The organism is Massilia sp. CT11-137, from assembly GCF_047302885.1.
Taxonomy (GTDB): Bacteria; Pseudomonadota; Gammaproteobacteria; order Burkholderiales; family Burkholderiaceae_D; genus Telluria; species Telluria orientalis.
Genome location: NZ_JBKYMP010000001.1, coordinates 1093696 through 1107778 on the forward strand (window position 1 = coordinate 1093696; position 14083 = coordinate 1107778).

At 67.4% G+C, this 14083-nt stretch carries 15 protein-coding genes; 12 read left to right on the forward strand and 3 right to left on the reverse strand.

Going from position 1 to position 14083, the window contains the following annotated elements:
- Window positions 1–84 precede the first annotated feature (84 nt).
- From paaB to ACEN98_RS05010, 12 genes are all read left to right on the forward strand, one after another.
- The gene (gene paaB / locus ACEN98_RS04955) at window positions 85–369 is read left to right on the forward strand and encodes a 1,2-phenylacetyl-CoA epoxidase subunit PaaB (RefSeq protein WP_056124395.1); all 285 of its coding nucleotides are present in this window, start codon (window positions 85–87) and stop codon (window positions 367–369) included.
- 8 nt (window positions 370–377) lie between these two features.
- Window positions 378–1133: a 1,2-phenylacetyl-CoA epoxidase subunit PaaC gene (gene paaC / locus ACEN98_RS04960; RefSeq protein ID WP_413382028.1), complete on the forward strand. Its 756-nt coding sequence runs from the start codon at window positions 378–380 to the stop codon at window positions 1131–1133.
- Window positions 1133–1660: a 1,2-phenylacetyl-CoA epoxidase subunit PaaD gene (gene paaD / locus ACEN98_RS04965; RefSeq protein ID WP_413382031.1), complete on the forward strand. Its 528-nt coding sequence runs from the start codon at window positions 1133–1135 to the stop codon at window positions 1658–1660. Before paaC ends, paaD begins: the two co-directional genes overlap by 1 nt.
- A gap of 7 nt (window positions 1661–1667) precedes the next feature.
- Complete coding sequence (gene paaE, locus ACEN98_RS04970) at window positions 1668–2747, forward strand: 1,2-phenylacetyl-CoA epoxidase subunit PaaE (RefSeq protein ID WP_413382034.1); 1080 nt, start codon at window positions 1668–1670, stop codon at window positions 2745–2747.
- 135 nt (window positions 2748–2882) lie between these two features.
- Window positions 2883–3674 (forward strand): 2-(1,2-epoxy-1,2-dihydrophenyl)acetyl-CoA isomerase PaaG, encoded by a 792-nt coding sequence (paaG, locus tag ACEN98_RS04975; RefSeq protein ID WP_413382037.1) that lies wholly within the window; start codon window positions 2883–2885, stop codon window positions 3672–3674.
- 2 nt (window positions 3675–3676) lie between these two features.
- Window positions 3677–5167: a 3-hydroxyacyl-CoA dehydrogenase PaaH gene (paaH, locus tag ACEN98_RS04980; protein ID WP_413382041.1), complete on the forward strand. Its 1491-nt coding sequence runs from the start codon at window positions 3677–3679 to the stop codon at window positions 5165–5167.
- Window positions 5157–5588 (forward strand): hydroxyphenylacetyl-CoA thioesterase PaaI, encoded by a 432-nt coding sequence (gene paaI, locus ACEN98_RS04985; RefSeq protein ID WP_413382044.1) that lies wholly within the window; start codon window positions 5157–5159, stop codon window positions 5586–5588. The genes paaH and paaI overlap by 11 nt, the downstream gene beginning before the upstream one ends.
- A 15-nt stretch (window positions 5589–5603) precedes the next feature.
- Window positions 5604–6914 carry a phenylacetate--CoA ligase PaaK gene (paaK, locus tag ACEN98_RS04990; protein ID WP_413382047.1) on the forward strand — a complete coding sequence of 437 codons (1311 nt, stop codon included), beginning with the start codon at window positions 5604–5606 and terminating at the stop codon, window positions 6912–6914.
- Window positions 6915–6924: 10 nt separating this feature from the next.
- Window positions 6925–8130: a 3-oxoadipyl-CoA thiolase gene (pcaF, locus tag ACEN98_RS04995; RefSeq protein ID WP_413382050.1), complete on the forward strand. Its 1206-nt coding sequence runs from the start codon at window positions 6925–6927 to the stop codon at window positions 8128–8130.
- Between the two features lies 1 nt (window position 8131).
- Window positions 8132–8725, forward strand: coding sequence for a phenylacetic acid degradation protein PaaY (gene paaY, locus ACEN98_RS05000; protein WP_413382053.1), 594 nt, complete (start codon window positions 8132–8134; stop codon window positions 8723–8725).
- A 146-nt stretch (window positions 8726–8871) separates the two neighbouring features.
- Entirely contained in the window at window positions 8872–10917 is a 2046-nt protein-coding gene (gene paaZ, locus ACEN98_RS05005) for a phenylacetic acid degradation bifunctional protein PaaZ (protein WP_413382056.1), read from the forward strand.
- A gap of 45 nt (window positions 10918–10962) precedes the next feature.
- Entirely contained in the window at window positions 10963–11556 is a 594-nt protein-coding gene (locus tag ACEN98_RS05010; protein WP_413382059.1) for a cupin domain-containing protein, read from the forward strand.
- A gap of 15 nt (window positions 11557–11571) precedes the next feature.
- Here the strand turns inward: ACEN98_RS05010 and ACEN98_RS05015 are convergent, their stop codons facing one another.
- From ACEN98_RS05015 to argH, 3 genes are all read right to left on the reverse strand, one after another.
- The gene (locus ACEN98_RS05015) at window positions 11572–12243 is read right to left on the reverse strand and encodes an HAD-IA family hydrolase (protein WP_413382061.1); all 672 of its coding nucleotides are present in this window, start codon (window positions 12241–12243) and stop codon (window positions 11572–11574) included.
- Window positions 12244–12259: 16 nt separating this feature from the next.
- Window positions 12260–12499, reverse strand: coding sequence for a hypothetical protein (locus ACEN98_RS05020; protein WP_413382063.1), 240 nt, complete (start codon window positions 12497–12499; stop codon window positions 12260–12262).
- A 92-nt stretch (window positions 12500–12591) separates the two neighbouring features.
- The gene (gene argH / locus ACEN98_RS05025) at window positions 12592–13986 is read right to left on the reverse strand and encodes an argininosuccinate lyase (RefSeq protein WP_413382066.1); all 1395 of its coding nucleotides are present in this window, start codon (window positions 13984–13986) and stop codon (window positions 12592–12594) included.
- Window positions 13987–14083: the final 97 nt, after the last annotated feature.

Genomic DNA, 14083 nt, shown 5'->3' on the forward strand with positions numbered 1-14083 from the left:
CGCGGGAATCCATACTGAGCATCCGAAGCCGATTCAGCATGGATCCCCGCTTCCGCGGGGACGACGGCTCTAATGGAGACAGCAATGAGCAAGGAATGGCCTCTGTGGGAAGTCTTCATCCGCAGCCAGCACGGCCTCGCCCACAAGCACGTGGGCAGCCTGCACGCGCCGGATGCCGGGATGGCGATCAACAACGCGCGCGACGTCTACACGCGCCGCAACGAAGGCGTGTCGATCTGGGTGGTGAAGGCCGCCGACATCGTCGCGTCCAGTCCGGCCGACAAGGACGCGCTGTTCGAGCCGTCGAACAGCAAGGTCTACCGCCACCCGACGTTCTTCCCGATGCCGGAAGACGTCAAGAACCTGTGAGCGGCGTCATGGACGGGAACAAGTTCGAATACCTCCTGCGCCAGGGCGACAATGCCTTGATCCTGTCGCAGCAGTTGTCGCAGCTGTGCGGCAAGGGCCCGGCGCTGGAAGAAGACATGGCGCTGACCAACGTCGCCCTCGACCTGCTGGGCCAGACCCGCATGTGGCTCACGTATGCGGGCGAGATCGAAGGCCACGGCCGCGACGAGGACCGCCTCGCCTACCTGCGCGACACCCGCGACTTCCGCAACTGCCTGCTCGTCGAACAGCCGAACGGCGACTACGCGCAGACGCTGACGCGCCAGTTCCTGTTCGATACGTGGCACTACTTCCTGATGCGCGGCCTGTTGTCGTCCAGCGACCGCCGCATCGGAGAGATCGCGGAAAAATCGATCAAGGAAGTGACGTACCACCTGCGCCGCAGCGGCGACCTCGTCGTGCGCCTGGGCGACGGCACGGAGGTCAGCCACCGCAAGATGCAGGACGCGCTCGACGAACTATGGACCTACGCCGGCGAGATGTTCATCTACGACGACGTCGACCAGGCCATGGTCGCGCAGGGCGTCGCGCCGGCCGCGGAACCGCTGCGCGACGCATTCCTGGCCCACGTGGCCGAGGTGCTGATTGAGGCGACGCTGACGATGCCGCCCGCGGATGCCTATGTCCAGCGCGGCGGCAAGCAGGGCCGGCACACGGAGCGCCTCGGCTACATCCTCGCCGAGATGCAGTTCCTGCAGCGCGCCTACCCGGGCGTGGAATGGTGATGACCGCGGCCGCATCACCGATCACGGCCGGCCAGGTCTGGTCCTGGCTGGGCGAGGTCCCGGATCCGGAGATTCCCGTGATCTCCGTCGTGGACCTGGGCATCGTGCGCGATGTGACGGTGGCCGACGACGGCGAATGCGTCGTCACGATCACCCCGACGTATTCCGGCTGCCCCGCGATGGAAGTCATCGCCGAGGACATCGGCAAGGCCTTGCGTGCACGCGGCGTGGACCGCCTGCGCATCGTCACCCGGTTGTCGCCCGCATGGACGACGGACTGGATGAGCGATGCCGGCAAGGCCGCGCTGAAGGGCTACGGCATCGCGCCGCCGGTGCAGCAGGTGATCGACATCAGCGGCCTGGCGCGCGGCGTGAAGCGCCATGCGATCCAGCAGCCCGACGTGGCCTGCCCGCGCTGCGGTTCGATGCACACCCGTCTCACCAGCCAGTTCGGCTCGACCCCATGCAAGGCGCTGTACCAGTGCCTCGATTGCCGCGAGCCGTTCGACTACTTCAAATGCCATTGAGGCCCACATGAGCAAGTTCTACCCATTGACCGTGGCGCACGTGAAGCAGGAGACGCGCGACGCGATCGCCGTCACGTTCGACGTCCCGCCGCCGCTGCGCGAGGCCTTCCGCTACCGCCAGGGCCAGCATCTGACAGTGCGCGCGATGATCGACGGCGAGGACGTGCGCCGCTCCTATTCGATCTGCTCGGCCGTGCAGGACGACCGCCTGCGCGTCGCCATCAAGCGCGTGCAAGGCGGCCTGTTCTCGACCTGGGCCAACGAGTGCATCCGGCCCGGCGTCACGCTCGACGTGATGCCGCCGGAAGGCCGCTTCAACCTGCCGCTGGAACCCGAGAGCCGCCGCCACTACCTGGCCTTCGCGGCCGGCAGCGGCATCACGCCGATCCTTTCCATCGTCAAGACGACCCTGATCGCCGAGCCGCACAGCCGCTTCACGGTGTTGTACGGGAACCGCGCGTCGTCGTCCGTGATCTTCCGCGACGAGCTGGCCGAGCTGAAGGACCAATACCTGGAACGCCTGAACCTCGTCTACGTGATGAGCCGCGAGCAGCAGGACATCGAGCTGTTCAACGGCCGCATCACGCAGGACAAATGCCGCCAGCTGTTCCAGCGCTGGCTGCGCGTGGAAGACGTCGACTACGCGTTCATCTGCGGTCCGGAAGACATGATGCATGGCGTGTCCGCCGCGCTGCAGGAAGCGGGCATGCCGAAGGAGCGCATCCGCATCGAGCTGTTCGCCGCCGGCGCCGCGCAAGAGCCGCGCAAGCCGCGCCGCCAGGCCGCCGGCGAGACGCAGCACCACACGGAAGTGACCGTGATCATGGACGGCAACCATGCCACCTTCACGATGGACCGCGACAAGGAATCGCTCCTCGACGCCGGCCTGCGCGCAGGCATCGACATGCGCTACTCGTGCAAGGGCGGCGTGTGCTCGACGTGCCGCTGCAAGGTGCGCGAGGGGCAGGTCGACATGGACGTCAACTACGCGCTGGAAGACTACGAGGTCGCGCGCGGCTTCGTGCTGAGCTGCCAGAGCTTCCCGGTGACGGACAAGATTGTCGTCGATTTCGACGTGGTCGAATAAACACCCCTCCGTCGTTCCCTGCATTGCCGGAAACGACTCCCCGCGAAGGCGGGGACCCATGCTGAATCGGCGTCGGATGCTCAGTATGGATTCCCGCCTGCGCGGGAATGACGGAATTGAGAACGAGGAGACACCATGACCTACGAATCCATCCTGTTCACGATCGGGCAGGGCATCGCCACGCTGACCCTGAACCGCCCCGAACGCCTGAACAGTTTTACCCAGGCGATGCACCTGGAAGTGCGCGACGCCCTGAAGCGCGTGGCGGAAGACAAGACCGTGCGCGTGCTGCTGCTGACGGGCGCCGGCCGTGGCTTCTGCGCCGGCCAGGACCTGAACGACCGCGCCGTGGAGCCGGGCGCGCCGGGCGTCGACCTGGGCGAATCCGTCGAAAAATTCTATGCCCCGCTCGTGCTCACGCTGAAAAGCCTGCCACTGCCCGTGATCTGCGCCGTCAACGGCGTGGCCGCGGGCGCCGGCGCCAACCTGGCGCTCGCGTGCGACATCGTGCTGGCGGCACAGTCGGCATCGTTCATCGAAGCGTTCTGCAAATTGGGCCTGATCCCGGACACGGGCGGCACGTGGGCCTTGCCCCGGCTGCTCGGTCCCGCGCGTGCCATGGGTCTCGCCCTGCTGGGCGACAAGCTGCCGGCCGAGAAGGCCGAACAATGGGGCCTGATCTGGCGCTGTGTACCGGACGAGTCGCTGATGGACGAGGCGCTGGCACTGGCCCGCCACTTCGCCACGGCGCCGACGAAGGGTCTCGCATTCACGAAGCGGGCGATGCAGGAAAGCTGGGGCAATACGCTGGAACAGCAGCTGCAACTGGAAGCGGAGATGATGCGCGAACTGGGCTACAGCCATGATTACCGCGAAGGCGTCGCCGCGTTCGTCGCCAAGCGCCAGCCCGCGTTCAAGGGAGAGTAAGCATGGCCCAGGCATTGGAGAAAAACAGCGTCGTCGCCGTCGTCGGAAGCGGCGCGATGGGTTCCGGCATCGCCCAGGTGGCGGCCGTCGCCGGGCACACCGTGCGGCTGTTCGATACGCGCCCGGAGGCCGTCGAAAAGGCCGTCGCCGGGATCGGCAAGTCCCTCGCGCGGCTCGTCGAAAAAGGCCGCATGGGCGCGGCGGAAGCGGATCTCGCGCGCGCGCGCATCCACGCGATGCGCGCGCTCGATGAAGCGAAGGATGCCGCGCTGGTGGTCGAAGCCGTCGTGGAGGATCTCGACGCCAAGCGTGCGCTGTTCGCCGACCTGGAAGGCATCGTCGGGCCGGACTGCATCCTCGCCACGAACACGTCGTCGATCTCCGTCACGGCCATCGGCGCACAACTGAAACGCCCGGAGCGCCTCGTCGGCATGCACTTCTTCAATCCGGTCCCGCTGATGGCGCTGGTCGAAGTGATCTCCGGTGTCGCCACCGACAAGGCCGCCGCCGATACCGTCCATGCGACGGCCGCCGCCTGGGGCAAGAGCCCTGTGCACGCGAAGTCCACGCCGGGCTTCATCGTCAACCGCGTGGCGCGCCCGTATTATGCGGAGGCGCTGCGCCTGCTGCTGGAACGGGCTGCCGATCCGGCCACGATCGATGCCGTGATGCGCGACTGCGGCGGGTTCCGCATGGGCCCCTTCGAGCTGATGGACCTGATCGGCCACGACGTCAATTATTCGGTCACGCAATCCGTGTTCAACGCCTATTACGGCGACCCGCGCTTCGCGCCGTCCGTCGTGCAGCAGGAGCTGGTGAATGCCGGTTTCCTGGGGCGCAAGACGGGCCGCGGCTTCTACCGCTACGGCGATGACGTGGCGCCGCCGCAGGCACAGGCGGAGCCCGCGCAGCAAGGCGCCGAACACGCAACGCTTGGCGGCGCCGATCCGGTGACCCAAGCCCTGAAAGCGCGCCTGCACGTGGCCGAGGGCCCCGCCACGATCTTCCTGACCGACGGCCGCAGCGCCACGCAGCGTGCGGCGGATGAAGGCCGCCCGGACACGATCCTGTTCGACCTGCTGCTCGACCCGGCCAAGGCCACGCGCATCGCGCTGGCCCGCGCCGACCAGTGCAGCGCCGCCGCGTGGAACGCCGCCGTCGCCCTGTTCCAGCAGGCCGGCTTCACGGTGACGCGCCTCGACGACGTGCCGGGCATGGCCGTGATGCGCACCGTCGCCATGCTGGCCAACGAAGCGCTCGATGCCGTCAACCAGGGCGTGTGCTCGGCGGCGGCCGTCGACATCGCGATGCAGAAGGGCGTGAATTACCCGCGCGGTCCGCTGGCGTGGGCCGATGCGATCGGCCTGCGTCACGTGTTCACCGTGCTGGCCAACCTCGGCGCGACGTATGGCGAGGACCGCTACCGCGTGTCGCCGCTGCTGCGCCGCAAGCTCGCCGCCAACCCCGCCGGAGCGCGCATCCATGCCCAATGATCCGCAAGCGCTGGCCGAACTGGCCGGCAAGACGATGTATGAACGCGATGCGGCCAGCCAGGCGCTGGGCATGACGCTCGACGCCATCCGCCCCGGCTATGCGCGCATGCGCATGCGGGTGCGCGAGGACATGCTGAACGGCCACGGTACCTGCCACGGCGGCTACATCTTCATGCTGGCCGACAGCGCGTTCGCATTCGCGTGCAATTCGCACAATTTGAATACCGTGGGTGCCGGCTGCACGATCGACTACCTCGCGCCTGGTCGCGCGGGCGACGTGCTCGTGGCCGAAGCGGTCGAGCAGGCGCTGGCCGGCAAGACGGGTGTCTACGACGTCGTCGTGACGGACCAGGACGGGCGCAAGGTCGCGCTGTTCCGCGGAAAGTCGCACCGCGTCGCGGGCCACGTCGTGGATATGTAAACGGAGGAGACAACGATGGTGCAACGCATTCCGCAACCGGGCGAGCTGGATCCGATCGAGCGCGCCAGCCGCGCCGAACTGCAGGCCCTGCAACTGGAACGGCTGAAGTGGAGCCTGAGGCACGCCTACGACAACGTGCCGCACTACCGCCGCGCGTTCGACGAGGCGGGCGTGCATCCGGACGACCTGAAAACGCTGGCCGACCTGGCGAAATTCCCGTTCACGGACAAGAAGACGCTGCGCGACAATTATCCGTTCGGCCTGTTCGCCGTGCCGCGCGAGCAGGTCGTGCGCGTGCACGCGTCGTCCGGCACGACGGGCAAGCCGACCGTCGTCGGCTACACGCAGCGTGACATCGACACGTGGGCCGGCGTCGTCGCACGCTCGATCCGCGCCGCGGGCGGGCGGCCCGGCGACATGGTGCACATCGCCTACGGCTATGGCCTGTTCACGGGCGGCCTCGGTGCCCACTACGGCGCCGAGCGTCTCGGCTGCACGGTCGTGCCGATGTCGGGCGGGCAGACGGAAAAGCAGGTCCAGCTGATCCAGGACTTCAAGCCTTCGATCATCATGGTGACGCCGTCGTACATGCTGAACATCGTCGAGGAATTCAGGCGCCAGGGCCTCGATCCGGCCGCGTCGTCGCTCAAGGTCGGCATTTTCGGCGCCGAGCCGTGGACGGACGCCATGCGCCGCGAGATCGAGGAACGCGCCGGCATCGACGCCGTCGACATCTATGGCCTGTCGGAAGTGATGGGGCCCGGCGTCGCCAGCGAATGCATCGAAAGCAAGGATGGCCCCGTGATCTGGGAGGATCACTTCTACCCCGAGATCATCGACCCGGACACGGGCGAGGTGCTGCCGGACGGGGAAGAGGGCGAGCTCGTGTTCACGTCGCTGACGAAGGAAGCGCTGCCGATCATCCGCTACCGCACGCGCGATCTCACGAAACTACTGCCGCCCACGGCACGCTCGATGCGCCGCATGGGCCGCATCAACGGCCGCTCGGACGACATGCTGATCATCCGCGGCGTGAACGTGTTCCCCAGCCAGGTCGAGGAACAGATCCTGCAGATGCCGGCGCTGGCGCCGCACTACCAGCTCGTCGTCACGCGCGACGGCCACCTCGACGCGCTGGCCGTCCATTGCGAGCTGCGCGAAGAAGGTGCGGACAGCGTGGATGCGCTGGCGCGCGAGCTGCAGCACCGCATCAAGACGTATATTGGCGTGACGACGACCGTCACCCTGCTGCCCGCGCAAGGCATCGAACGCTCGCTGACGGGCAAGGCGCGCCGCGTGGTCGACAAGCGGCCCAAGAACAACTGAGGAGATTTTCATGACTGACGCATTCATCGTCGACGCCATCCGCACCCCGTTCGGCCGCTTCGGCGGCGCCCTGTCCGGCGTGCGTGCGGACGACCTGGCCGCGCTGCCGATCGCCGCGCTCATCGCCCGCAATCCAGGTGTGGACTGGGCGCAGGTCGACGACGTCCTGTACGGCTGCGCGAACGGCGCCGGCGAGGACAACCGCAATGTCGCGCGCATGGCCGCGCTGCTCGCGGGCCTGCCGCCGTCTGTGCCGGGTTCCACGATCAACCGCCTGTGCGGCTCCAGCCTGGATGCCGTCGGCAGCGCCGCGCGCGCGATCCGCGCGGGCGAGGCGAACCTGGTCATTGCCGGTGGCGTGGAAAGCATGACGCGCGCGCCGTTCGTGATGGCCAAGGCGGACAGCGCGTTTTCGCGCACGGCGAAGATCGAGGACACGACGATCGGCTGGCGCTTCGTGAACCCGAAGATGAAGGCGCAATACGGCATCGACTCGATGCCCGAGACGGCGGAAAACGTGGCGCGCGACTTCGGCATCGCGCGCGGCGACCAGGATGCGTTCGCGCTGCGCAGCCAGCAGCGCTGGGCGGCGGCGCAGGCGGCCGGCGTGTTCAAGGACGAGATCGTGCCCGTGACCTTGCATGACAAGAAAGGTAATGCGCGTGTATTCGACACGGACGAGCACCCGCGCCCGGAAACAACCCTGGAATCGCTGGCCCGTCTGAAAGGCGTCGTGACGCCGGACGGCACGGTCACGGCGGGCAACGCGTCCGGCGTCAACGACGGCGCCTGTGCCGTGCTGGTGGCATCCGGTGCGGCTATCGATGAATTCGGGCTGACGCCGCGTGCCCGCATCGTCGGCATGACCACGGTGGGCCTGGCGCCGCGCATCATGGGCTTCGGCCCCGCGCCCGCGACGAAGAAACTGCTGGCCATGACGGGCCTGAGCATCGGCCAGATGGATGTGATCGAACTGAACGAAGCGTTCGCGTCGCAGGGCCTGGCCGTGCTGCGCGACCTGGGGCTGCCGGACGACGCGGCGCACGTGAACCCGAACGGCGGCGCGATCGCCATCGGCCATCCGCTGGGCGCATCGGGCGCGCGGCTCGTCACGGCGGCCGTCAACCAGTTGCACCGCACGGGCGGGCGTTATGCGCTGTGCACGATGTGCATTGGTGTGGGTCAAGGCATCGCATTGATCTTGGAACGGGTGTGAGATGGTAAAGGTCTATGAAATCGACGGACTGCGTCCCGTCGTGCACCCGACGGCGTACGTGCACCCGACGGCGGTGCTGATCGGCGACGTGATCGTCGGTCCGCGCTGCTATGTCGGGCCGCTGGCGTCGCTGCGCGGCGACTTCGGGCGGCTGATCCTGGAAGAGGGCGCGAACGTGCAGGACACGTGCGTGATGCATGGCTTTCCGGAAGACGACACGGTCGTCGAAGTGGACGGCCACATCGGCCACGGCGCCGTGCTGCACGGCTGCCGCGTGGGAAGGAACGCGATGGTCGGGATGAATGCGGTCGTGATGGACAAGGCCGTCGTCGGCGCGGAATCCATCGTGGGCGCGGCGGCGTTCGTGAAGGCGGGCATGGCGATCCCGCCGCGCAGCCTCGTGCTGGGCGCGCCGGCGAAGATCGTGCGGGCCGTGTCGGACGAGGAGATCGCGTGGAAGAGCTATGGCACGCGGCAGTACCACGATTTGAACGTGCGGTCGATGCGCACGATGCGGGAAGTCGAGGCGCTGACGGAAGTGGAACCGGACCGGCAACGTATCGTGTTCGACGAGCCGCACAAGCCGAAAAAGTAGCCGCGTCGACGCACGCAGACTTGGGCCCCTGCCTGCGCAGGGGCGACGGTTTGAGGCCAATGCCAAATGATACGTCGTCCCCGCGCAGGCGGGGATCCAATTTACGTACCGAAGTCGCATAACGAGATGAAGTGAGGAGACAAGACATGACCCCCACCCTGCAAAGCCTGATCGCCGGCCGCTGGCTCGGCACCGAAGCGCACCAGCCGCTGCACAGCGCCCTGGACAACCAACTGATCTACCACACCCACGCCGACAGTATCGACTTCGGCGAAGCCGTCACGTATGCCCGCAAGACGGGCGTGCGGGCGCTGATGCAGATGGACTTCCAGAAGCGCGCCCAGCGCCTGAAAGCGCTGGCGGCTTACCTGATGGAGCGGAAGGAAGAACTGTACGAGGTCTCGCACCTGACGGGCGCCACGCGGCCGGACAGCTGGGTGGACGTGGAAGGCGGCATCGGCACGCTGTTCGCGTATGCCGGCATCGGCGGGCGCGAACTGCCGTCGTCGAACGTGCTGCACGAAGGGCCGGCCATGGCGCTCGGCAAGCGCGGCGGCTTCGCGGGCACGCACATCCTCGTGCCGCGCGGCGGCGTCGCCGTCCACATCAACGCTTTCAATTTCCCGATCTGGGGCCTGCTGGAGAAATTCGCGCCGAGCTTCCTCGCCGCGATGCCCTGCATCGCCAAGCCGGCCACCGCCACCAGCTATCTCACGCATGCGGTGGTCAAGATGATGATGGAGTCGGAACTGCTGCCGGAGGGCTGCCTGCAGCTCGTCATCGGCTCGACGGGCGATTTGCTGGACCGCCTGAACGGCTTCGATGCCGTGACGTTCACGGGTTCCGCCGACACGGCCGCCAAGCTGCGCGGCAATGCGAACCTGATCCGCGAATCCGTGCCGTTCACGGCGGAGGCGGATTCGCTGAACGCCGCCATCCTCGCGCCGGACGTCACGCCCGATGACGAGGAACTGGACCTGTTCGTCAAGGAAGTGGCGCGCGAGATGACGGGCAAGGCGGGCCAGAAGTGCACGGCGATCCGCCGCGTGATCGTGCCCGAGCACCTGGCGGACGTCGTCGGCGAGCGCCTGCGCGTGCGCCTCGCGAAGATCGTCGTCGGCAATCCGAAGGTCGAGGGCGTGCGCATGGGGGCATTGGCGTCGCTGGACCAGCAGCGCGACGTCAGCGAGCGCGTCGAGATGCTTGCGCGCGGCAACGAGGTGCTGTTCAGCGCCCGCGACGGTTTCAATCCCGTCGGCGAAGGCGTTGCTGCCGGCGCGTTCTTCGCGCCCACCCTGCTGCTGTGCCGCAACGGCATGACCAGCGACGCCGTGCACGACATCGAGGCGTTCGGCCCCGTCAGCACGATGATGACCTACCGCGACATCGACGAAGCGCTGGCGCTGGCCGCGCGCGGCAAGGGCAGCCTCGTGACCACGCTGGTGACGAAGGACCCGGCCATCGCGGCGCATGCGGTGCCCGTCGCGGCGGCGTCGCACGGCCGCGTGCACATCCTCGACCGCGTCGCGGCCGTGGACTCCACAGGCCACGGCTCGCCGTTGCCGATGCTCAAGCATGGCGGCCCGGGCCGCGCTGGCGGCGGTGAGGAACTCGGCGGTATCCGCGCGGTCAAACACTTCCTGCAGCGGGCGGCGGTGCAAGGTTCGCCGACGATGCTGGCGGCCGTCACGGGCGAATACGTGCGCGGCGCGGCCGTCAAGGAATCGGAGGTGCACCCGTTCCGGCGCTATTTCGAAGACCTGGAGATCGGCCACTCGCTGCTGACGCACCGCCGGACGGTCAGCGAGGCGGACATCGTCAACTTCGGCGGCGTCTCGGGCGATTATTTCTACATGCACTTCGACGAGATCGCGGCCAAGGACACGCAGTTCGGCAAGCGCATCGCGCACGGCTACTTCGTGCTGTCGGCGGCGGCGGGCCTGTTCGTGTCGCCGGCGCCCGGCCCCGTGCTGGCGAACTATGGCCTGGACAACCTGCGCTTCGTGGCGCCGGTGGCGATCGGCGACACGATCCGCGCGCGCCTCACCTGCAAGCGCAAGGTCGACCGCAACCGCAAGGACGACCAGGGGCGCGGGCAGGGCGTGGTGGCGTGGGACGTCCAGGTGACGAATCAGAACGACGAACTCGTCGCAAGTTACGATATCCTGACGCTGGTGCAAAAACGCGGCTGAGGAAGGGCCAAGGCCGCGCGCAAACCTGATAAGGAGTGATGATCCATGTCGCGGCTAGACCTGAGCAGTATTCCCGTGCTGACCGGTACCGGGTATCCCGATCCCTTTGCCGAAGCCGTCAACGGCCGCAGCAGACAGGCGCTGGGCGATGCCGGCGGCCTGACGCAGTTTGGCGTCAACCTCGTCGAGCTGTTGCCCGGCGCCGCCTCCTCGCAGCGCCACTGGCACAGCCACGAGGACGAATTCGTGATGGTCGTCTCCGGCGAGCTGACGCTCGTCACGGACGAAGGCGAGACCCTGATGCGCGCGGGCGATTGCGCGGCCTTCCCGGCCGGGCGGCCGAACGGCCACCAGCTCATCAACCGGGGGTGGGGCAATGCGCTGTTCCTGTGCGTCGGCTCGCGCATTCCCGAGGATAAGGCCGAGTATCCGGACATCGACCTCATGTACGACGGCAAGACCGACAGCTATTCCCACCGCGATGGCACGCCGTATCCCAAGCGTGACACGCGTACGTCGTCCATGCCGGCTGCGGCGCAAGGCGCAGCCATCGAAACGGACGAAAAGACGCTGGACCCGCGGGTGTTCCGGGCCGACCACGGGGAGCAGGCCGGCATTGCGCCGGACGAGCCCCGCTAGCAGCGCCTGTCGCCGTTACGCCCGGCGTTGCACGCGCAGCAGGCCGTCGGCCGTCGTCACGGCGCGCAGGTCCGCATAGTCGAGGACTGCCGTGACATCCGTGTCGAGCGGATGCGCGTGGGTGACCGTCACGACGATGCTGTCCATGCCGGCAGCCGCGGCCGAACGCAGGCCGGCCAGCGTGTCTTCGAACACGAGGCAGTCTTCCGGCTTCACGCCCAGCTTGCGCGCGCCCAGCAGGAATGGATCGGGCGCGGGCTTGCCCCGTTCGACATCCTCGGCGGCCACCAGCACGGCCGGCAGCGGCAGGCCGGCCGCGGCGATGCGCGCTTCGGCCAGCGCCCGCGGCGCGGACGTGACGATGGCCCAGCGTTCGGCCGGCAGGCTCGCGATGAAGGCGGCGGCGCCCTCGATGGCTTCGATCCCGGCCACGTCCTCGATCTCCGCGCGCGTGATGAACGCGGCTTCCGCTACCGGATCGACGCCGGGCAGTTCCAGCGCGCGGATGGTTTCCTCGGTGCGCTTGCCGTGGATGGTGGGCAGGAAGGCGGCCACGTCGAGCCCGTGGCTGGCGGCCCAGTCGCCCCAGACCCGCTCGGCGGCCTTGATGGAAGTGAGGATGGTGCCGTCCATGTCGAACAGGAAGGCGGAAAAATCGCGTTGGGGCAGGGCTGGCGTTGCAGTCATGGATCTTTCTTGTAGGTTACTGTCGGCGCGAATGGATCTTGCGGGCGTAGCGGTCGTGGACGTGCTGGCTGATAAAGGTCGACAGCCCGCGGCCGGCCCTGGCCAGGTCCTGCATCCGCGCGATGTTGGCGGCGCCGGCGCTGTCTTCCGTGTAGAGATAGCGGTCGCCGTTCCTGAACTGGACGATGATCTGGCCGGCGTCGATGTCGTAGGCGACGACGCCGGATTCGCGGTTCTGGTTGCCGTAGCGTTGCATGCTGCCCTCCCAACATGTTGGGTGGGCACCCCGTGCCCACGCGTGACGCCAACATAACGCAAACGTCACGCGTGGGCCGAGGGCCGCCCACTCTACGCCAATTGTGCCCGGACACGGGCAACGGCCGCGCGCACCTGGTTCGGCGCCGTGCCGCCCACGTGGTCGCGCGCCGCGACGGAACCTTCCAGGGTCAGCACGGCGAACACGTCCTGCTCGATCAGCGGCGAGAACTCGCGCAGGCGCTCCAGCGACATCTCCGACAGGTCGCATTTGGCGTCGTCGCACGCGCGCACGGCATGCGCCACGGCTTCGTGGGCGTCGCGGAACGGCAGGCCCTTCTTGACGAGGTAGTCGGCCAGGTCGGTCGCCGTCGCATAGCCCTGCAGGGCGGCCGCGCGCATGTTGTCGGGCTTGACCGTGATGCCGGAGGCCATGTCGGTGAAGATGCGCAGGGTGTCCAGCACGGTGTCGACGGTGTCGAACAGCGGTTCCTTGTCTTCCTGGTTGTCCTTGTTGTACGCGAGCGGCTGGCCCTTCATCAGGGTCAGCAGGCCCATCAGGTGACCGTAGACACGGCCCGTCTTGCCGCGCGCCAGTTCCGGCACGTCCGGGTTCTTTTTCTGCGGCATGATCGACGAGCCGGTGCAGAAGCGGTCGGCGATGTCGATGAAGCCGATACGCGGGCTCATCCACGTCACGAGCTCTTCCGACATGCGCGAGATGTGCATCATCAAGACCGATGCGGCTGCCGTGAACTCGATGGCGAAATCGCGATCAGACACAGCGTCGAGCGAATTGTGGCAGACGTCTTCGAAACCGAGGGTCTTGGCCACGCGCAGGCGGTCGATGGGGAAGGTGGTGCCCGCCAGGGCGGCGGCACCCAGCGGCAGGCGGTTCACGCGGCGGCGCGTGTCGGCCATGCGCTCGGCGTCGCGGCCGAACATTTCCACATAGGCCAGCAGGTGGTGGCCGAAGGTCACCGGCTGCGCCACCTGCAGGTGCGTAAAGCCCGGCATGATGGTGTCCGCGTTGCGTTCCGCCAGGTCGGTCAGGGCGCCGCGCAGGCCTTTCAGCAGGGCGAGGATGTCGTCGATGGCGGCGCGCATGTACAGGCGGATGTCGGTCGCCACCTGGTCGTTGCGGGAACGGCCCGTATGCAGGCGCTTGCCGGCATCGCCGACCAGTTCCGTCAGGCGTTTTTCGATATTCAGGTGCACGTCTTCCAGGTCGAGCAGCCACTCGAACTGGCCGGCTTCGATCTCGCTGCGGATCTGCGCCATGCCGCGCTCGATCTCGGCGCGGTCTGCGGCACTGATGATGCCCTGGGCAGCCAGCATCTCGGCGTGGGCGAGCGAACCCTGGATGTCGAACAGGGCCAGGCGCTTGTCGAAGAAGACGGACGCGGTGTAGCGCTTGACGAGGTCGGAGACGGGTTCGGAGAAGCGGGCCGACCAGGCTTCCGCTTTTTTGGCAAATTGATCAGTCATGATGGGAGACGGGTGACGGGATGTTCTTGGATTTCCTGATTATAAACTGTGCAGACTTACGCCCGGCGATTGCGCCCCGGTGACTTGCATCCGCAAT

Coding starts and splice junctions, on each gene's coding strand:
- paaY (WP_413382053.1), top strand. CDS start 8,132: ATGGTAAAGGTCTATGAAATCGACGGACTGCGTCCCGTCGTGCACCCG.
- paaH (WP_413382041.1), top strand. CDS start 3,677: ATGGCCCAGGCATTGGAGAAAAACAGCGTCGTCGCCGTCGTCGGAAGC.
- ACEN98_RS05015 (WP_413382061.1), bottom strand. CDS start 12,243: ATGACTGCAACGCCAGCCCTGCCCCAACGCGATTTTTCCGCCTTCCTG.
- paaI (WP_413382044.1), top strand. CDS start 5,157: ATGCCCAATGATCCGCAAGCGCTGGCCGAACTGGCCGGCAAGACGATG.
- paaD (WP_413382031.1), top strand. CDS start 1,133: ATGACCGCGGCCGCATCACCGATCACGGCCGGCCAGGTCTGGTCCTGG.
- paaC (WP_413382028.1), top strand. CDS start 378: ATGGACGGGAACAAGTTCGAATACCTCCTGCGCCAGGGCGACAATGCC.
- paaE (WP_413382034.1), top strand. CDS start 1,668: ATGAGCAAGTTCTACCCATTGACCGTGGCGCACGTGAAGCAGGAGACG.
- paaK (WP_413382047.1), top strand. CDS start 5,604: ATGGTGCAACGCATTCCGCAACCGGGCGAGCTGGATCCGATCGAGCGC.
- ACEN98_RS05010 (WP_413382059.1), top strand. CDS start 10,963: ATGTCGCGGCTAGACCTGAGCAGTATTCCCGTGCTGACCGGTACCGGG.
- paaB (WP_056124395.1), top strand. CDS start 85: ATGAGCAAGGAATGGCCTCTGTGGGAAGTCTTCATCCGCAGCCAGCAC.
- paaZ (WP_413382056.1), top strand. CDS start 8,872: ATGACCCCCACCCTGCAAAGCCTGATCGCCGGCCGCTGGCTCGGCACC.
- paaG (WP_413382037.1), top strand. CDS start 2,883: ATGACCTACGAATCCATCCTGTTCACGATCGGGCAGGGCATCGCCACG.
- argH (WP_413382066.1), bottom strand. CDS start 13,986: ATGACTGATCAATTTGCCAAAAAAGCGGAAGCCTGGTCGGCCCGCTTC.
- pcaF (WP_413382050.1), top strand. CDS start 6,925: ATGACTGACGCATTCATCGTCGACGCCATCCGCACCCCGTTCGGCCGC.
- ACEN98_RS05020 (WP_413382063.1), bottom strand. CDS start 12,499: ATGCAACGCTACGGCAACCAGAACCGCGAATCCGGCGTCGTCGCCTAC.